The following is a 16,118-nucleotide window of genomic DNA, read 5'->3' as shown; positions in this document are numbered from 1 at the left end:
CCACTTTGAGTTACTCTATTTTTTTAAAGAAGGCTTAATCAAAGGTGCTTTCTTTTCTTTCTTCACTTTCTCTTTTTCCTCTTCTTCTTCCTGCGGCATCTCTACTTGCTGCAAACCACCGCGAGGAGTATCAGGGAAATCAGAAATCAAACGAGCAGGCGCTGCTTTTTTCGCATCACCAGCTGCTTCATCTTTGGCTTGGTCGCGGGTCAATGAATCTACCACGATTGGTGTAGCCACAAACAACGAAGAGTATGTACCCACGATTACCCCAATCAACATCGCAAAGGAGAATCCGCGAATTACCTCTCCACCAAAGAAGAATAATACAATCAACACAAACATCGTTGAAAGACCCGTTACGGCAGTACGGCTAAGCGTACTGTTCAAGGCGTTGTTGATGATGGCCGGAATTGTTTCTTTCTTGCCTTTATTGTCTCTCAAATATTCACGAACCCGGTCAAAAACCACGACAGTATCGTTCATTGAATAACCCATAATGGTCAGAACCGCCCCAATAAATGCCTGGTCAACATCCAATGAGAAAGGCAGCAAACCGTTGAAGATAGAGAATACCGCCAAAATAACGAGTACGTCGTGGAACAAGGCCACTATAGCCCCCCAAACGAAAGCGACCTTACGGAATCGAATAAAAATATATATCGACACCACCAGCACCGCGAGTAAAATCGATTTCAAGGAGGTCATAATTAAGTCAAACGCAATCGTTGGACCTACTTTTTGTGAACTTTGAATCGTGGCCTTATTGCCAGGCAACTTACTTAATCCTTCGTTCAATTTGGCTTCGGCCTGTTTATCGGCATCTGGTGTAGTGGCATCTGCCAAAAAGCTGGTCGTTACTTTTACCTGCTCATTAGCACCGATACCGATTCCCCCAAATGTTTTTACTTCAGGAGCGGCTCCAAATACTCCCGTCAAAATTTCACGCACTTCGGAAGTCTCAACTCCTTTTTCAAAACGGACAACGTAGCTGCGGCCGCCTTTAAAGTCAACACCCAACCCAAATCCTTTGAAAATGACAGAGATAATTCCCAATCCGATAATGACCGAAGAAATAATATAATACACACGACGACGTGATACGAAGTCGAAGTTGGCATCTTTGAACAGGTTTTGCGACCATGAAGCGAAGAATTCAATCTTACGGCCTTTGCCAACCCACCATTCCAAAATCAAACGAGATACAAACAATGCCGCAAACAATGACGTCAGGATACCAATCACGAGGGTCGTGGCAAAACCTAAAATCAAGCCTGTACCCAAGAAGAAAAGGATAATACCCGTCAATAAAGTCGTTACGTTTGAGTCAAGAATAGAAGAAAGAGAGTTTTTGAAACCATCCGAAATCGCTAATTTCAACTCCTTACCCGCCGCTAATTCTTCTTTGATACGTTCAAACACCAACACGTTGGCATCCACCGCCATACCAATGGTCAACACGATACCCGCAATACCTGGCAGGGTAAGGATTGCTCCCAACGAAGCCATAATTCCCATTAAGAAAAACAGGTTGATAATCAACGCAACGTCGGCAATCATTCCCGCCTTGTTGTAGTAAATGACCATGAAAATCAATACAACCAACAAACCTACCAACGAGGAAATTACCCCTGCGCTTACTGACTCCGAGCCTAACGTAGCTCCTACAATGGCCTCTTCTACGATGGTGGTCGGTGCGGGAAGCTTACCTGCTTTTAGCACATTGGCCATGTCCTTGGTTTCATCAATGGTAAAGCTACCCGTGATGCTTGAGTTTCCGTTAGGAATTTCATTTTGTACGTTTGGTGCGGTATATACAAACCCGTCCAAAATAATCGCTACTGGACGGCCAACGTTAGCGGCAGTCAGGTTTTTCCATTTACGGGCCCCTTCGGCGTTCATACGCATCGATACTTCTGGGCGACCGCGGTCGTCGTAGTTGTTACCCGTTGCATCTACAATCACATCCCCTTCCAACGGCGCCTGTCCGTTGGCTTTCTTAATAAAATAGATACCAACGATTTCGTTACGCTTATCAGTTGTCTCAATTCCTTTGCGATCCCACATAATAACGGCATCAGAAGGAAACATTGCCTTTACTTCTGTACGGGCCAATAGTTCATTAGCACGGGCAGTATCTTTGGCATAAACGCCTAGTTGTCCCTGCGAAATGGGAACAAACAAACTGGCCAGCCCCGTTTGGTTAGCGGTTGTGTCTTTTGAAGTAGAATCAGTTTTTGCACCTTTGGCCAACTGAGCCGCCAATCCACCAGCTTTCGAAGTATCGGCAGCAGAAGTACCTTTTTCAGCGATTTTCTTTTCCAAATCCAACTGTGTCAGATAAGCCCCCAATGCATTAAGCGCTGGCGAAACTTCATCCAATGTGTATACTTCACAGAATTCAAGCTTGGCCGAACCCGTCAAAAGTCGACGTACACGCTCGGGGTTATCTACCCCTGGCAATTCAATCAAAATACGTCCTGAACCCGGCAAACGCTGGATATTAGGGTTGGCTACCCCAAATTTATCAACACGTTGTTGAATGATTTGGAACGCACGGCTCGTAGCGCCGTCCACTTCTTCTTTCAAAAACTTCGTTACTTCGCTGTCCGATGAGCTGTTACTGATTTTACCCCGATTGGTGCTGTTGGAGAAGATTTGCGCCAAGGTTGCGCTTGGAGCCACCTTTTTGTAAGAACTTACAAACAAGTCTACAAAATTAGACTGGCTCGATTTCTGAGCCTCAGTTGCCTGTTTGAGTGCTTCGTTAAACTGACTGTTACGCGCATTTCCACCTGCCAGTCCTCTCAAAATATCGGTGGGAGCCACTTCTAGCACCACGTGCATTCCACCTTGTAAATCAAGACCTAATCCTAACTCACGTTGGGTAACTTCCTGATAGGTACTTCCTAAATAAACGGGCTCGCGACGAAGTGAGTCGAGATAGCGCTCTTTTTTCTTTTGGTCTACAAGACCGTCTTTTCCCGTAGCGAAGGTTTCAGCGTCTTTACGAATCCCGCGCGCTACAAACGTGAAGGACAGATAATAGATACTCAATACCGCCACAACTACGGTCAAAATCCAAATGCCAAGTCTGTTTTGCATTGTTTTATTGAAGTAAATAAATTATTGAAATAATTATTTGTGAAACTAGCGAGGGGTTTTATCCCCATAAAGGGCCTTGTAATACGCCCCAAAAGGAAAATACAATGTGCTTTCACAACTGCACAGTGAATCGAAGTGACAAAATCACCGTCATTTCTGCCTCAACTAAGGCGCATTAATCGCAATAAAATGTCCGAATACATTTCGGAAAAAGGAGAAGAAGTAATAAAAGATGTCAAACCGCTTTGGAAGGGCATTAGTGCCCGGCAGTTCAATACTGAAAATAGTAGGTAAAAAATAAAAGGATTGCTCAAAATCAAACGAAACCGCGGGAGCTACGACTGCCACCAACGACATTTCCTGCACTACAGGCCGTTCTTGGTTGGCTTTTTTGCTTTTAGAAGTTTCTTCCGAAACAGGCTTTTTGACCGGGGCTTTGGGCAACAACAACGACTTACCTGCAGTAGCTGTTATTAATAACAGTACCGCCAAGGCAGCGGAAGTCAGTTGCGTAAAAAACCTGCGTTGTTTCATTTCTTTGGTTTAAGCACCATTTCGACCAATAATGGTCTAAGGTTTTTAAAGGGCTCGCAAAGTTCGTACCATTTTTTTTGCAAAACAATAGCCTCTTCGTTTTAGATTATCAATTTTGTCTAGCTATTTCTCTGAAATATCATACAAACTCAGAAAACACCCCTATTTTCATGCAATCAGCCTCGTTATTTTTTTGTAAATGCGTCCAAAAAACGCACGTACCGATGCATTTCGTTGGTTATGTATGCATTTATTGAATAATAATCCTTTGCTTTGAACCGACAATACGACATCAAAAATTTTCGTTTTACTGAAACATTGTTTTCGTTTGCGGTGTATAACGAGAACACTTAAAAAGAATGCTATGAATCTGATGAAGTCAATTACCTCCTTTATATTTTGTCTTTTTGCTTTCACCTTTTTGTTGTCGTGCGCACGCCCCGTCACTACCTCCGACGGTGGCTTGGGCATCCCCATCAAACTCGCCAAAGCAGAGTATCCCATTGATGTATTTTATGAGAACCAACCTACCACCCGTCTTTATACCCCCATTGGTCCTGTCAAAGTTGAGAAGGAAGTCCCGCTGAGTGAGCGACAAACCAAGGAAGGTCGAATGCTGTTCAGAGGAAACGACGAAGATCAAAAGCGGGCGTTGCTCGACCAACTTATCTTGCAGGGCGTAGGCATGGGAGCGCACGCCCTCGTCAACGTTAAATATCAATACTATACCGCCAAAGATTATCAGGGTTTTGTCATGACAGGCACCGCAGTGAAGTACGGAAATCAGTAGTATATTGCGCGAAAACTGTCAAACGCTTTTATGCAGGAAATTCGCTTTTTATTTTGGAATCTGAACCGTAATCGGCCTTTTGAAGAAATTATCAATATAGTTGAGCATCACCAAATTGATGTGCTGATAATGGCCGAAGTAAGCTTCAATTTAGCGATATTAGTCGTTGAATTAGCAAAAAAAGGCTATGACTTCTTTCATAATCCAATATCACAATGTGATAAGATTAAAATCTTAACCCGTTTTAAGAGTAATTTTTTAAAACCTGTTTTCGAACGTAGGCGTTACAGTATCAATATTTTAGAATTGCCTTTGCGTGAAAAAATATTATTGGCAAGTGTTCATATTCCCGATAAATCCAACAATAATTCCAATGAACAGGAGGAGTTTTCCCGGCTTTTTGTTGAACAGATTAAGCAGCAGGAAGAAAAATTAAACATAGACAAAACGATAATTGTAGGTGATTTTAATATGAATCCTTTTGAATCTGCGATGATTAAGTCTACCATTTTCCATGCAGTATCTTCTTCTAAAATAGCAGAGAAATTAACTCGAAGAGTTCAAGAGAAAGATTATAAATTTTTCTATAATCCATTATGGAGTTGGTTAGGAGATATAAGGAGCGAGGCTACTGGAAGTTATTACTATAATACATCCAACTATGAAAATTACTTTTGGAATACTTTTGATCAGGTATTGATTCGTCCTGAACTAATTCCTAATTTTGATAAAGAAGCGTTACAAATTTTAGACAAAGATGGAGTAAAGTCTCTCTTAACGGCAAGTGGCTTTCCGAATAAAGACTATTCTGACCACTTACCGCTTTATTTCACGATAAAATTGAACTTATTATGAACGATGTTATTGACCTTTGGCCCGACTTTACACCAGTAACAGTAAGGAGTCCTAAAACTATCTTAAAAGAACAGGCAGAGCTATTATCACAGAAAACCAATAACATTCTAAAAGGGGAAATTGGGTTTGTTTCAGCCTATGATGAAACAACTGTTGGATTTTCCATCACATCCCCCTATTTAAATAATTATAAGTATCAACTGTTTCATATAAAATACAATCCCGCTACCCTATACCCAGTAACCATTGACGGGATTACTATCTGTGAAGATGAAATAACCTTCAAAGAAAGAATAAAAGAAATTTTACGTGACCAACATACAATAAAAGTCATTAACTCTCTTTACTCCCAAAGTTTAGAAGAAACAGAAAACGTGTAAAAGGGGCATTTCGGCCCCTTTTTTAATGCGCTTCCAGCCAGTTATTCCCCAAACCAATCCCCGTATCCATTTTAACGGGAAGTGGAATGGCGTTGACCATTAACTCTTTTACGTGCTGGCTCAGTAGCTCTACCTCGTCGCGGTGGGCATCAAACACCAATTCATCGTGTACCTGAAGAATCATCTTAGAGCGGAGTTTCTCTTTCTTCAGGAAATCATGAATATTAATCATGGCCACTTTTATCATATCGGCCGCCGAGCCTTGGATGGGGGCGTTGATGGCATTTCGCTCGGCAAAACTCCGCGTCGTTTGGTTCTGAGAATCAATATCGGCCAAATACCGCCGACGCCCCAGAATGGTTTCTACGTATTTGTTTTCCCGGGCTTTGTTTATCGATAAATCCATGAATGTTTTTACGGCGGGGAATTCTTCAAAATAGGCACGGATTATTTCGCCAGCTTCACCACGCGGAATCCCCAACCGTTGGGCCAATCCAAATGCTGAGATACCGTAGATAATGCCAAAATTGACCATTTTTGCCTTACGTCGCATGTCAGAAGTAACGTCGGCAAGCGCTACTTTAAATACCTTACTGGCAGTACTGGCATGAATGTCTAAGCCTTGGTTAAACGCCTCTAGCATGGTAGCATCCTGACTGAAAGCCGCCATAATGCGCAATTCGATTTGGGAATAATCGGCCGAAAGAATCACAAACTCATCGCTATGCGGCACGAAAGCTTTGCGAATTTCGCGCCCTCTCGGCGTTCGAATCGGAATATTTTGGAGGTTTGGATTGGTACTACTCAAACGCCCCGTAGCCGCTACGGCTTGATTAAAGGAGGTGTGAATTCGCCCCGTTTTGGCATTAATCAACAAGGGTAAGGCATCCACATAGGTGGATTTTAGTTTTTGCAGCTCACGATAATCCAGAATTTTACGCGCTATTTCGTGCTCAGCTTCCAAGTCCGACAGAATATCCTCGCCCGTAGCGTATTGACCTGTTGCCGTTTTTTTAGGCTTTTTAATCAATTGCATTTTTTCAAACAACACTACGCCCAATTGCTTCGGCGAAGAAATATTGAACTCCTCTCCCGCCAATTGATAGATATCTTTTTCTACCAATTTCATGTCTGTCTCCAGCACGCCCGACATTTCTTTTAGGGCGTTCATGTCTACTTTAATACCTTCGCGCTCCATCCCCGCCAACACAGGTACCAGCCGCACTTCCACCCCTCTAAAAAGCTTTTCCGCTTGATTTTCAATCAATATGGGATTCAATTTTTCTTTCAATTGCAGCGTTACGTCGGCATCTTCGGCGGCGTATTCTACCAACTTATCAATGTCAACATCCCGCATCGTAAGCTGCTTCGGACCTTTTTTACCAATCAATGCCTCAATCGACACGGGCTCATAATTTAGGTACGAATTAGCCAAAATATCCATATTATGGCGTTTGTCAGGTTCAATCAGGTAATGCGCCAGCATGGTATCATAAATGGGTCCCCGAATCTCAATGCCGTAGTTTTGAAGTACGAGCAGGTCGTATTTAAGATTTTGGGCGATTTTCTCAATCTTTTCATCTTCCAACACCGACCTAAAATCTTCCACTACTTTTTGAGCCTCTTCGCGGTCAGCCGGAACGCTGACGTAAAACGCCTCGCCTTTTTGGTAGGCAAACGACATTCCTACCAATTCGGCATCAATAGCATCTAGGGAGTTGGTTTCGGTATCAAAACAAAAAGCCTCCTGCAAACTCAGATAATGCGCCAACGACTGCCTCAACTCAGGAGTATCAACCAAATGATAGCGGTGGAGCGTATTGGCTACCGTACGGCGCTCCGAAGAAAATTCGGGCGTTTGAAACGGCAAATCGCTTTCCGAATACACTGCTGATTTGTTTTGTGCGTTGCTGTCGGGGGTAGGAGCATTTTCTCCAAACAAACTGAGTTGGCCTTTTTTATCGGCCGTAGATGAGGTTACGGGAGAATTAATAGGTTTTACGTCGGCAGCATCTTCGCCCAACATGCTTTTACGCAACGTGCGAAACTCCAACTCATCCAACAAAGCTGACAGCATATCACGGTCCGGCTCACACATGAGAAGGTCTTCTTCGTGAAATTCAATCGGTACATTTATATCAATTGTGGCCAAATGCTTTGACAAAATGGCTTTATCCGCGCCTTCGATGACTTTCTCTTTGAGCTTTCCGGCTAATTTATCAGTATTGGCCAACAGGTTTTCGATAGAGCCAAATTCTTCAATTAGTTTTTGAGCGGTCTTCTCTCCCACGCCTGGAATGCCCGGAATGTTATCCACCGCGTCACCCTGCAAACCCAGCATATCCACTACCTGACTAATATCTTTCACCCCCCACCGCGCGCATACCTCGGCTGGCCCCATGATTTCAACGCCTTTTCCCATGATGGCTGGTTTGTAAAGGTAAATATGTTCCTCAACCAACTGACCGTAGTCTTTATCAGGCGTCATCATAAACACTTCAAATCCTGAACGAGCGGCCTTTTTGGCAAGTGTTCCCACCACATCATCCGCTTCATAGCCATCTACCTCCAACACAGGAATACATAAGGCTTTTAGTAATCGCTTCACATACGGAACGGCGATGGTAATGTCTTCGGGTTGCTGCTGCCGTTGGGCTTTGTAGGCCTCAAACTGTACGTGGCGAAATGTAGGCTTGGGCGTATCAAATGCTACCCCCAAGTGGGTTGGTTTTTCGTTTTTCAAGACTTCTCTCAAGGTATTCACAAAACCAAATACCGCACTTGTATTCAACCCTTTAGAAGTAATTCTGGGAGTTTTAAGAAAGGCAAAGTGAGCACGATAAATCAGCGCAAAAGCATCTAAAAGAAACAGTTTTTTGTCAGGCTTCATGGGTCATTTAATGAGTAAATGATGCAAAGAAAGGAAAGTTTAATGGGATTTTTGATTTTTCTAACGAGTTGTTAAACTACCTATGGCGTTTGTGCGTTATTTTTATGCACTATCTGTACATTACGACTCGCATTCTGTAAAAGTAACATGGAAAATCCAATCCAAAATGATCGCCGCACCGTACGGTTGCCGATTTTATTGAGTATTACGTTAGCCGCTGGGGTATTTCTGGGCGCTACGTTTTTTGGGGGAAGCAAGGGAATCACTGATGTGGCCCGAGGCTATACCAAATTCAAAGAGGTTCTTCAACTGATTGATAATAACTACGTTGACACGGTAAATACCGACGAGCTGGTGGATTATTCTATCACTAAAATGCTCGAAAAGCTCGACCCACACACCTACTATTTCAACCCCAAAGATGCCGTTGCGGCTCGTTCTCAGCTAGAAAGCGGGTTTGACGGAATCGGTATTGAATTCAACTTGTACAAAGATACCGTGTATGTGGTTTCTCCACTCGTAGGCGGCCCTTCAGAAGCAGCTGGCATTCAAAGCGGCGATAAGATTTTGAAAGTCAATAACGAGGTCTTTACTGGAACAAAGGTTGACAATGCATTTATTTTTTCTAAGCTGCGCGGCCCGAGAGGAAGCGAAGTTAAAATCGAGATTTTGCGCAGAGGTGTGCCTAAACCGTTGGCTTTTCAATTGAAACGGGACCGAATTCCTACTTATTCGGTAGATGCTTCTTACATGATTGATAAAGAAACAGGATATGTTAAGGTGACTCGTTTTTCTGAATCAACCTACGACGAATTTAAAAATGCCGTAAGCAGCCTCAAGACACAGGGAATGAAAAAACTCCTGTTGGATTTGAGAGGCAATCCAGGCGGCTACATGGACCGTGCCACCAATATGGTGGACGAATTGATTTCGGGCGATAAAATGATTGTCTATACCGACGGAAAAGATGACCGGTATGACCGCCAAACTCGCACCAAAAACGTGGGTATGTTTGAGAACGGAAGCGTGGTAGTCCTTATCGACGAAGGAAGTGCTTCGGCCTCTGAAATTGTGGCCGGGGCATTGCAGGACCACGACCGTGCCTTGATTGTGGGCCGCCGCTCGTTTGGAAAAGGGTTGGTGCAAATGCCCGTCAATTTATCAGATGGCTCCGAGCTGCGTCTCACAATTTCCCGTTATTTCACCCCGAGTGGTCGCAGTATCCAAAAGCCTTATACCCATGGTGATGTAGAAAGTTACGAAAAAGACATCAAAAATCGTTTTTCACACGGAGAACTTTTCATTGCTGACAGCATCAAAAACAACCCCAAACTCCAGTTCCGTACCGATGCAGGCCGGGTCGTCTATGGCGGCGGCGGAATCACCCCCGATGTGTTTGTGCCCCGCGATACCAGCATGATGACGCCGTATTTGTATGAATTGTTTGGCAAAAACATCGTTCGCGATTATGCCGTACGATACGTGGGCGAAAATAAAAAACAGTTGGAAAAACTCACTTTTGCCGACTACCTCAAAACCTTCACCCCGAGCGAGGCAGACATGGAGATTATTCTTCGCAATGCCAATAACGACGATATTAAGTTTAACGAACAAGAATACAAGCGCTCAAAGCCGTATATTCGTACTTATTTGAAAGCCATGATTGGGCGTTATGCCTACCAAAAACGTGACAAAGCAGGCTTAAACAATGAATTTTACCAAGTGATGTCTGACTTAGACGAAGGCTATAAAAAAGCAGTAACCCTTTTTGACGAAGCCGAAAAACTGTCGCGCACAAGTGTAAGCTTAAAAGACGGCAAAAAGTAAGTTTGCGAATCCTCAGGTTATTGTAGATTTTTGTTAGAAGTTCTCTAATAAAGTCTGCAATAACCTATTTTTTTGCCCATGCTCGCCAAATCTGTCAACTTTTCCCGTACAACCATTACGGAATTAATGATTCCTTCGTACGCCAACTTCGGTGGTAAAATCCACGGAGGAATTTTGTTATCACTTATGGACAAAGTAGCTTATGTATGCGCATCCAAACACGCAGGCACGTACGTAGTAACTGTGTCGGTTGAAGGGGTAAACTTTCTCCAACCCATCGAAGTAGGGCAATTGGTATCACTCCATGCCTCTATCAATTACGTAGGTCGTAGTTCGATGGTGGTGGGTATCAGGGTGATTGCGGAAGATGTTCGAACGGGCGTTCAAAAACATACCAATACCTCCTATTTTACCATGGTTGCCAAGGACGACGAAGGCAAGCCCACCGAAGTACCTCCGCTCAACCTCGAAACCAAAGAAGATACACGACGGTTTCTGGAAGCCATCAAACGCAAAGAATTGAAAACCACCTACGCGGGTGAATTCGACAATGAAAAAACGCGGATGAAATTGGAGGAGAACTTGCATCTGCTCAAAAATGAGCGATGTATTGTTAGCGATGAGGCTCAAAATCCCTAAACTGACGCATCCGAATCTACAAAGGCCGTTCCGAAGCTTTTTTGACTTTTCCCCATTTGTCTTTTGGGCTAAAAAAGGAAACCCGTCGTTATCAGCGACGGGTTTCTTTCATACTTAAAACGAGTTCTGTTTTATAAACTAACACAAACTCAGCCTTTATTTTGCGTAGGCCACGGAGCGCATTTCACGGATTACCGTTACTTTTATTTGGCCTGGGTACTGCATTTCTTTCTCAATCTTTTGCGAAATATCAAACGAAAGCTTACCAGCGGTATCGTCATTGACGGTATCTGAATTGACAATCACCCGCAACTCACGCCCCGCCTGAATGGCATAGCATTTATCAACGCCCGGGAAGTTGGTAGCCAATGCCTCCAAATCTTTCAAACGCTGAATATATGACTCCATCATCTCGCGACGAGCGCCCGGGCGTGACCCCGAAATAGCATCACACACCTGAATAATGGGCGACATCATACTCGTCATCTCAATTTCATCGTGGTGAGCACCGATGGCGTTGCATACTTCTGGATTTTCTTTGTACTTTTTGGCTAATTCCATCCCTAGAATAGCGTGCGGAAGTTCTGATTCTTCGGGCCATACTTTTCCAATATCGTGCAATAACCCAGCACGTTTGGCGAGTTTGGCATTTAATCCCAACTCTGAAGCCATTGTGGCACAAAGCCGCGCTACTTCGCGCGAGTGTTGGAGCAGGTTTTGGCCATACGACGAACGGAAACGCATCCGTCCAATCATTTTTACCAATTCAGGGTGCAAACCGTGAACCCCCAAATCAATGACGGTACGCTCACCGATTTCGACGATTTCGTCGTCAATATTTTTCTTCGTTTTTGAAACTACTTCTTCAATACGCGCCGGGTGAATACGTCCATCCTGCACCAATCGGTGCAGCGACAATCGGGCTATTTCACGACGAACAGGGTCAAAACCTGAAATAACGATTGCTTCTGGGGTATCATCAACGATGATTTCACAACCCGTAGCCGCTTCAAGTGCCCGAATATTGCGTCCTTCTCGGCCAATGATTTTTCCTTTTACATCATCGCTTTCAATGTTGAACACCGAAACAGTATTTTCGATAGCATGCTCGGAAGCGGTGCGCTGAATGGTTTCGATAACGATTTTCTTGGCTTCTTTGGTCGCCGTTAATTTGGCCTCATCAATAGTATTTTTGATGTAAGCAGAAGCTTGCGACTGGGCATCGGCTTGAAGGGCTTCCACCAATTGTTGCTTGGCCTGCTCGGCAGTCAGATTGGCAATTCGCTCCAATTGTTCGACTTGCGAGCGGTGCATTTTTTCGGCTTCATCACGGCGTTTCGTAGCCACCTCGGTTTGTTGTTCGAGGTTTTTCTTAAGGGTTTCCAACTCATTCTCACGGCGTTTGTTTTGTTCCGTCATTTGGTTGAGTTGCTGCTCACGTTGCTTGATTTTCTGCTCGTTTTGAAGAATAATCTGCTTCTTTTTATTTGTGTCGTCTTCAAACTCTGATTTCAACCTCAAATATTTTTCTTTTGCTTCAAGAATGCGGTCTTTCTTGATATTTTCGGCGGTAATTTCCGCATTTTTAAGAATTTCGGCGGCGCGCTGTTGGGCGTCTTCTTCGGTTTTTTTGGTTGTCTTTTTAATAACGAAGTAGACAATTACTGCACCCACAACCGCCGAAACGGCAGCATCGAGTAAAAACAATAATATATCGGGCATCTGTGTCTGTGTTTATAGGTTCAACATATATTCCCTAAACGCAGTCTTGAACGTACTAAACCTATCCCTTTTTGAACGTATTTGAAGAGACCAAAAGGTTAGTTTTGGCCCGATGGATTGAAGTGTCTTTGTAGGTAGTCTAAGTGTTTAAATACTGTTGACTGTATGACTTCTAAATCGTTATCTCCTTTTAGGCGAGCTACCATTGAGTCAAGGCAAACCATTGCCAAAACCTTCTGAAGATCTGCTTCTCCTTTCATTCGAAGTTCTACCTGTGCATCAACTTTCTTGGCTGCTTCTCTCATAAAAGACTCATCTTCGTCTGAGTCAGCCCAGACTTCGTAAGATTTATCGGCAATCTTTACTCTTACGATTCGCCTTTTTTTTATGGTTTCCATTGCGTCTGGGTCACAACGTGTGTAACAAATTGATGGTTTCTTCTACGTATCGAATGTATTCGTCCAATTTGGTGTTCAGTTCCGTAATCGCGTCTACGTTTTTCGGGTTTTTTACAATTATAGACAATTGTTTGAAATTATTTAACTTTTCTTTCAAAGAAAGTTCTTTTTCTCGCAATTGTTTATTTTCCGTTTTTAAGATTTTAATTTCTTGGCGTTCAAATTTTAGCTCTTCGTTTTGTTTGTCATAACGCTTTTGAAGGACTTCGAAGCGTGACTTTAGTTCGCTGTGCGCCGCTTTTTCGTGGGCATAAGCCGCTTGCAACGCACTCACACTTCTCTCCACGAACAGAAATTGAAAATTCAGCTCATCTAAAAGTCTATCGTCTTCGAAGGTTACAAGTTTCATGCCGCGTTATGTTATCCTGTAAAACTTCAACCTTAGACATTAAAAACGAACACTCTTCTAACGTCCAAGGTCATTCATCCGGTATTTGTTATTTACGTATTACTGCATTTAAGTCTTTTTCAAAGGCCATCATTAATTTCTGCATGGTCTTATCAATAACTTTGTCGGTCAGGGTTTGGGTCTCATCCTGAAGCGTGAAGCTCACCGAATACGACTTTTTATCTGCTCCGATATTTTCTCCTTCATACACGTCAAACACGTTGATGTTGGTCAACAACTCCCGCTCATATTTATGGGCAGTTTGGCGAATTTGTTCAAAAGTGACGGCTTTATCCAACACCAACGACAAATCACGACGTACTTCTGGGAACTTAGAAACTTCCGTAAAACGCACTTTATCGTTGTATTGTTTCAACAAATAGGCCCAATCAAAATCCGCGTAAAAAACGGGTTGTTTAATGTCGGCGATTTTGGCCAGCTTTGCTTTTACCTGCCCAAAACTAACCACAGGCTTCTTTTTAATCGTGTAAGACAAGCCATACTCAAAAATTGTTTTGTCTTGAATTTCCTGCTTCTCTACCTGCGCCACCCGAAAGGCATTCAAAACCAAATGCACCATCCCTGCCAAATCATGAAACGCCAGTTTTTGGTCTTTGGCCAACCAGCTTTCGGCCCGTTGATGCCCCGCCATCAATAAAACCAAGTGGGAAAGTTCCTTGTACTTCGATTCGACTTTATGGTATGTTTTTCCAAATTCACAGATTCTCAAATCACGCTGACGACGGTTCAGGTTATAAGCCAATGACTCCAATCCTGAAAACAGCATGGTTTGGCGCATCACCGATAGGTCTTCGCTCAAAGGGTTGAGCATCACTACATCTTCCCCAGGTAAACTCGACCGAACCGCGTCATTGTACATAGGTTTCGTCAATGAATTTGCCATGGTTTCATTGAACCCATTGGCTGCTAGAAGGTTAGCAATGCGTAATTTCTGTTTGTCAGGGTCCACAATCGGAAAACCTGATAGGAAGTCCGTGGCTAAGTTTTCGGAAAGCTCGATGTTGTCGAATCCATAAATTCGCAGGATTTCTTCAATTACGTCGGCTTCGCGCGTCACATCCACGCGGTAAGGGGCCACAGAAGCCAAAAAGCCTTCGGGGGTTTCGTCTTGAATTTCGATGTCGAGGCTGGTTAAAATCTGCTTAATCAGCGCACGGTCTAGTACTTTGCCGATGAGTCTATCGACATTTTTGTACTTAACTTTCACTTCATGATTGGGAATCGGATTGGGATAAATATCCACAATTTCCGACGATACTTGACCACCTGCCACTTCCTGAATCAAAAGCGCTGCGCGTTTGAGCGCATAGACTGGCATGTTGGGGTCAGTTCCGCGCTCGAAGCGGAAAGAGGCGTCAGTTTTCAGGCCGTGGAAAGTGCCCGTCTTACGAATCCAAGCTGGAGAAAAATAAGCGGCTTCCAGAAAAATATCCGTCGTTTGCTCTGAAACCCCCGACTTGGTACCGCCAAAAACGCCCCCGATACACATGGGTTCTTCGGCGTTACAAATCATCAAATCTCGGTCCGACAGCTTGCGCTCTACACCGTCAAGGGTCACGAAAGGCGTACCAGCAGGCAGTGTTTTTACGATTACTTTGTTGCCGATGATTTTGGCTGCATCAAAAGCGTGCAACGGTTGGCCAAGTTCATGGCAAATGTAGTTGGTAATATCTACCACGTTATTAATCGGCCGCACACCTACCGCCTGCAATTTTTCTTTCAGCCAATCTGGTGATTCGGTCACGGTCAAGCCCGATATTATCACTCCAGCATAACGCGGACAGGCTTCCGAGTTTTCGACACTTACTTCGATTGGTAAGGTTGTAGTTGAAACCGTAAAGTTTTCAACTGCTGGCATTTTCAGCGCTCGGTTCAATACCGCTTTCAAGTCGCGGGCCACGCCGAGGTGAGAGGCCGCATCGGCGCGGTTAGGCGTCAGGCCTATTTCAATGACGTAATCAGGCAATAAGCCGAAGTACTCCGCCGCCGATGTTCCATTGGGTAAATCAGTATCCAATACCATAATGCCCGCATGTGATGTACCCAGGCCGATTTCGTCTTCGGCACAAATCATTCCTTCAGAAGGATGACCATACACTTTGCGCTTGGCAATGGTAAAAGGCTCCCCGCCAGTCGGATGAATCGTAGCCCCCACGGTTGCTACAACTACTTTCTGCCCGGCAGCTACGTTGGCCGCCCCGCACACGATATTGGACGGCACGTCCGCGCCAATATCAACCGTGGTAAGGTGCAATGTTTTTTCTTTGACGGTAAAAGGTTCGCAAGTAAGCACCTCTCCAATCACGATGCCCTCCAATCCTCCTTCTACACGTTGGACGGGGTCAATGCCTTCCACTTCGAGACCCGTAGCGGTCAACAATTTACCGATTTCTTCGGCAGACTCCTGAATATCAATAAGTTCTTTAAGCCAGTTATAGGAAATTTTCATTGAGAATTTGTTAATCGTTCATGGTTGCCAGCGCTCAGCAAACGTTTCTAAATCAACGTT

General features: G+C 43.9%; 12 protein-coding genes. 5 read left to right on the top strand and 7 right to left on the bottom strand.

Annotation, left to right across the window (positions count from 1 at the left end; translation table 11 throughout):
* Positions 1 to 15 precede the first annotated feature (15 nt).
* Positions 16 to 3,105 carry a protein translocase subunit SecDF gene (gene secDF / locus DR864_RS19220; RefSeq protein ID WP_114068484.1) on the bottom strand — a complete coding sequence of 1,030 codons (3,090 nt, stop codon included), beginning with the start codon at positions 3,103 to 3,105 and terminating at the stop codon, positions 16 to 18.
* Between the two features lie 165 nt (positions 3,106 to 3,270).
* A complete protein-coding gene (locus DR864_RS19215) occupies positions 3,271 to 3,639 on the bottom strand; it encodes a hypothetical protein (protein ID WP_114068483.1) in 369 nt (122 codons plus the stop codon).
* Positions 3,640 to 4,012: 373 nt separating this feature from the next.
* On the opposite strand from DR864_RS19215, the gene DR864_RS19210 reads away from it, so the two are divergent.
* Genes DR864_RS19210 through DR864_RS19200 form a run of 3 tightly spaced genes read left to right on the top strand, consistent with a single transcriptional unit; the run spans position 4,013 to position 5,664 of the window.
* Positions 4,013 to 4,429, top strand: a complete 417-nt coding sequence (locus tag DR864_RS19210) for a hypothetical protein (protein ID WP_162793960.1) — start codon at positions 4,013 to 4,015, stop codon at positions 4,427 to 4,429.
* Positions 4,430 to 4,459: 30 nt separating this feature from the next.
* Positions 4,460 to 5,284 carry an endonuclease/exonuclease/phosphatase family protein gene (locus DR864_RS19205; protein ID WP_114068481.1) on the top strand — a complete coding sequence of 275 codons (825 nt, stop codon included), beginning with the start codon at positions 4,460 to 4,462 and terminating at the stop codon, positions 5,282 to 5,284.
* Positions 5,281 to 5,664 (top strand): hypothetical protein, encoded by a 384-nt coding sequence (locus tag DR864_RS19200; RefSeq protein WP_114068480.1) that lies wholly within the window; start codon positions 5,281 to 5,283, stop codon positions 5,662 to 5,664. The genes DR864_RS19205 and DR864_RS19200 overlap by 4 nt, the downstream gene beginning before the upstream one ends.
* 22 nt (positions 5,665 to 5,686) lie before the next feature.
* Here DR864_RS19200 and polA read toward each other — a convergent pair whose 3' ends face one another.
* The gene (polA, locus tag DR864_RS19195; RefSeq protein ID WP_114068479.1) at positions 5,687 to 8,554 is read right to left on the bottom strand and encodes a DNA polymerase I; all 2,868 of its coding nucleotides are present in this window, start codon (positions 8,552 to 8,554) and stop codon (positions 5,687 to 5,689) included.
* Positions 8,555 to 8,701: 147 nt separating this feature from the next.
* On the opposite strand from polA, the gene DR864_RS19190 reads away from it, so the two are divergent.
* Together DR864_RS19190 and DR864_RS19185 are read left to right on the top strand one after the other, a co-directional pair.
* Positions 8,702 to 10,381 (top strand): S41 family peptidase, encoded by a 1,680-nt coding sequence (locus DR864_RS19190; RefSeq protein WP_114068478.1) that lies wholly within the window; start codon positions 8,702 to 8,704, stop codon positions 10,379 to 10,381.
* A 78-nt stretch (positions 10,382 to 10,459) separates the two neighbouring features.
* On the top strand, positions 10,460 to 11,020 hold the full coding sequence (locus tag DR864_RS19185) for an acyl-CoA thioesterase (protein WP_114068477.1): 561 nt from the start codon (positions 10,460 to 10,462) through the stop codon (positions 11,018 to 11,020).
* 156 nt (positions 11,021 to 11,176) lie between these two features.
* Here the strand turns inward: DR864_RS19185 and rny are convergent, their stop codons facing one another.
* The 4 genes from rny to pheT all read right to left on the bottom strand — a co-directional run bounded on the left by rny (position 11,177) and on the right by pheT (position 16,058).
* Positions 11,177 to 12,742, bottom strand: coding sequence for a ribonuclease Y (gene rny / locus DR864_RS19180; RefSeq protein WP_114068476.1), 1,566 nt, complete (start codon positions 12,740 to 12,742; stop codon positions 11,177 to 11,179).
* A 98-nt stretch (positions 12,743 to 12,840) separates the two neighbouring features.
* Positions 12,841 to 13,140 carry a cell division protein ZapA gene (gene zapA / locus DR864_RS19175; protein ID WP_114068475.1) on the bottom strand — a complete coding sequence of 100 codons (300 nt, stop codon included), beginning with the start codon at positions 13,138 to 13,140 and terminating at the stop codon, positions 12,841 to 12,843.
* Positions 13,141 to 13,150: 10 nt separating this feature from the next.
* Complete coding sequence (locus DR864_RS19170) at positions 13,151 to 13,549, bottom strand: hypothetical protein (protein WP_114068474.1); 399 nt, start codon at positions 13,547 to 13,549, stop codon at positions 13,151 to 13,153.
* Positions 13,550 to 13,637: 88 nt separating this feature from the next.
* Positions 13,638 to 16,058, bottom strand: a complete 2,421-nt coding sequence (pheT, locus tag DR864_RS19165; protein WP_114068473.1) for a phenylalanine--tRNA ligase subunit beta — start codon at positions 16,056 to 16,058, stop codon at positions 13,638 to 13,640.
* Positions 16,059 to 16,118: the final 60 nt, after the last annotated feature.

Source organism: Runella rosea, assembly GCF_003325355.1.
Classification (GTDB): Bacteria; Bacteroidota; Bacteroidia; order Cytophagales; family Spirosomataceae; genus Runella; species Runella rosea.
Note: the sequence above shows the minus strand (reverse complement) of the source record. Positions and strands in the feature narration are given on the sequence as shown.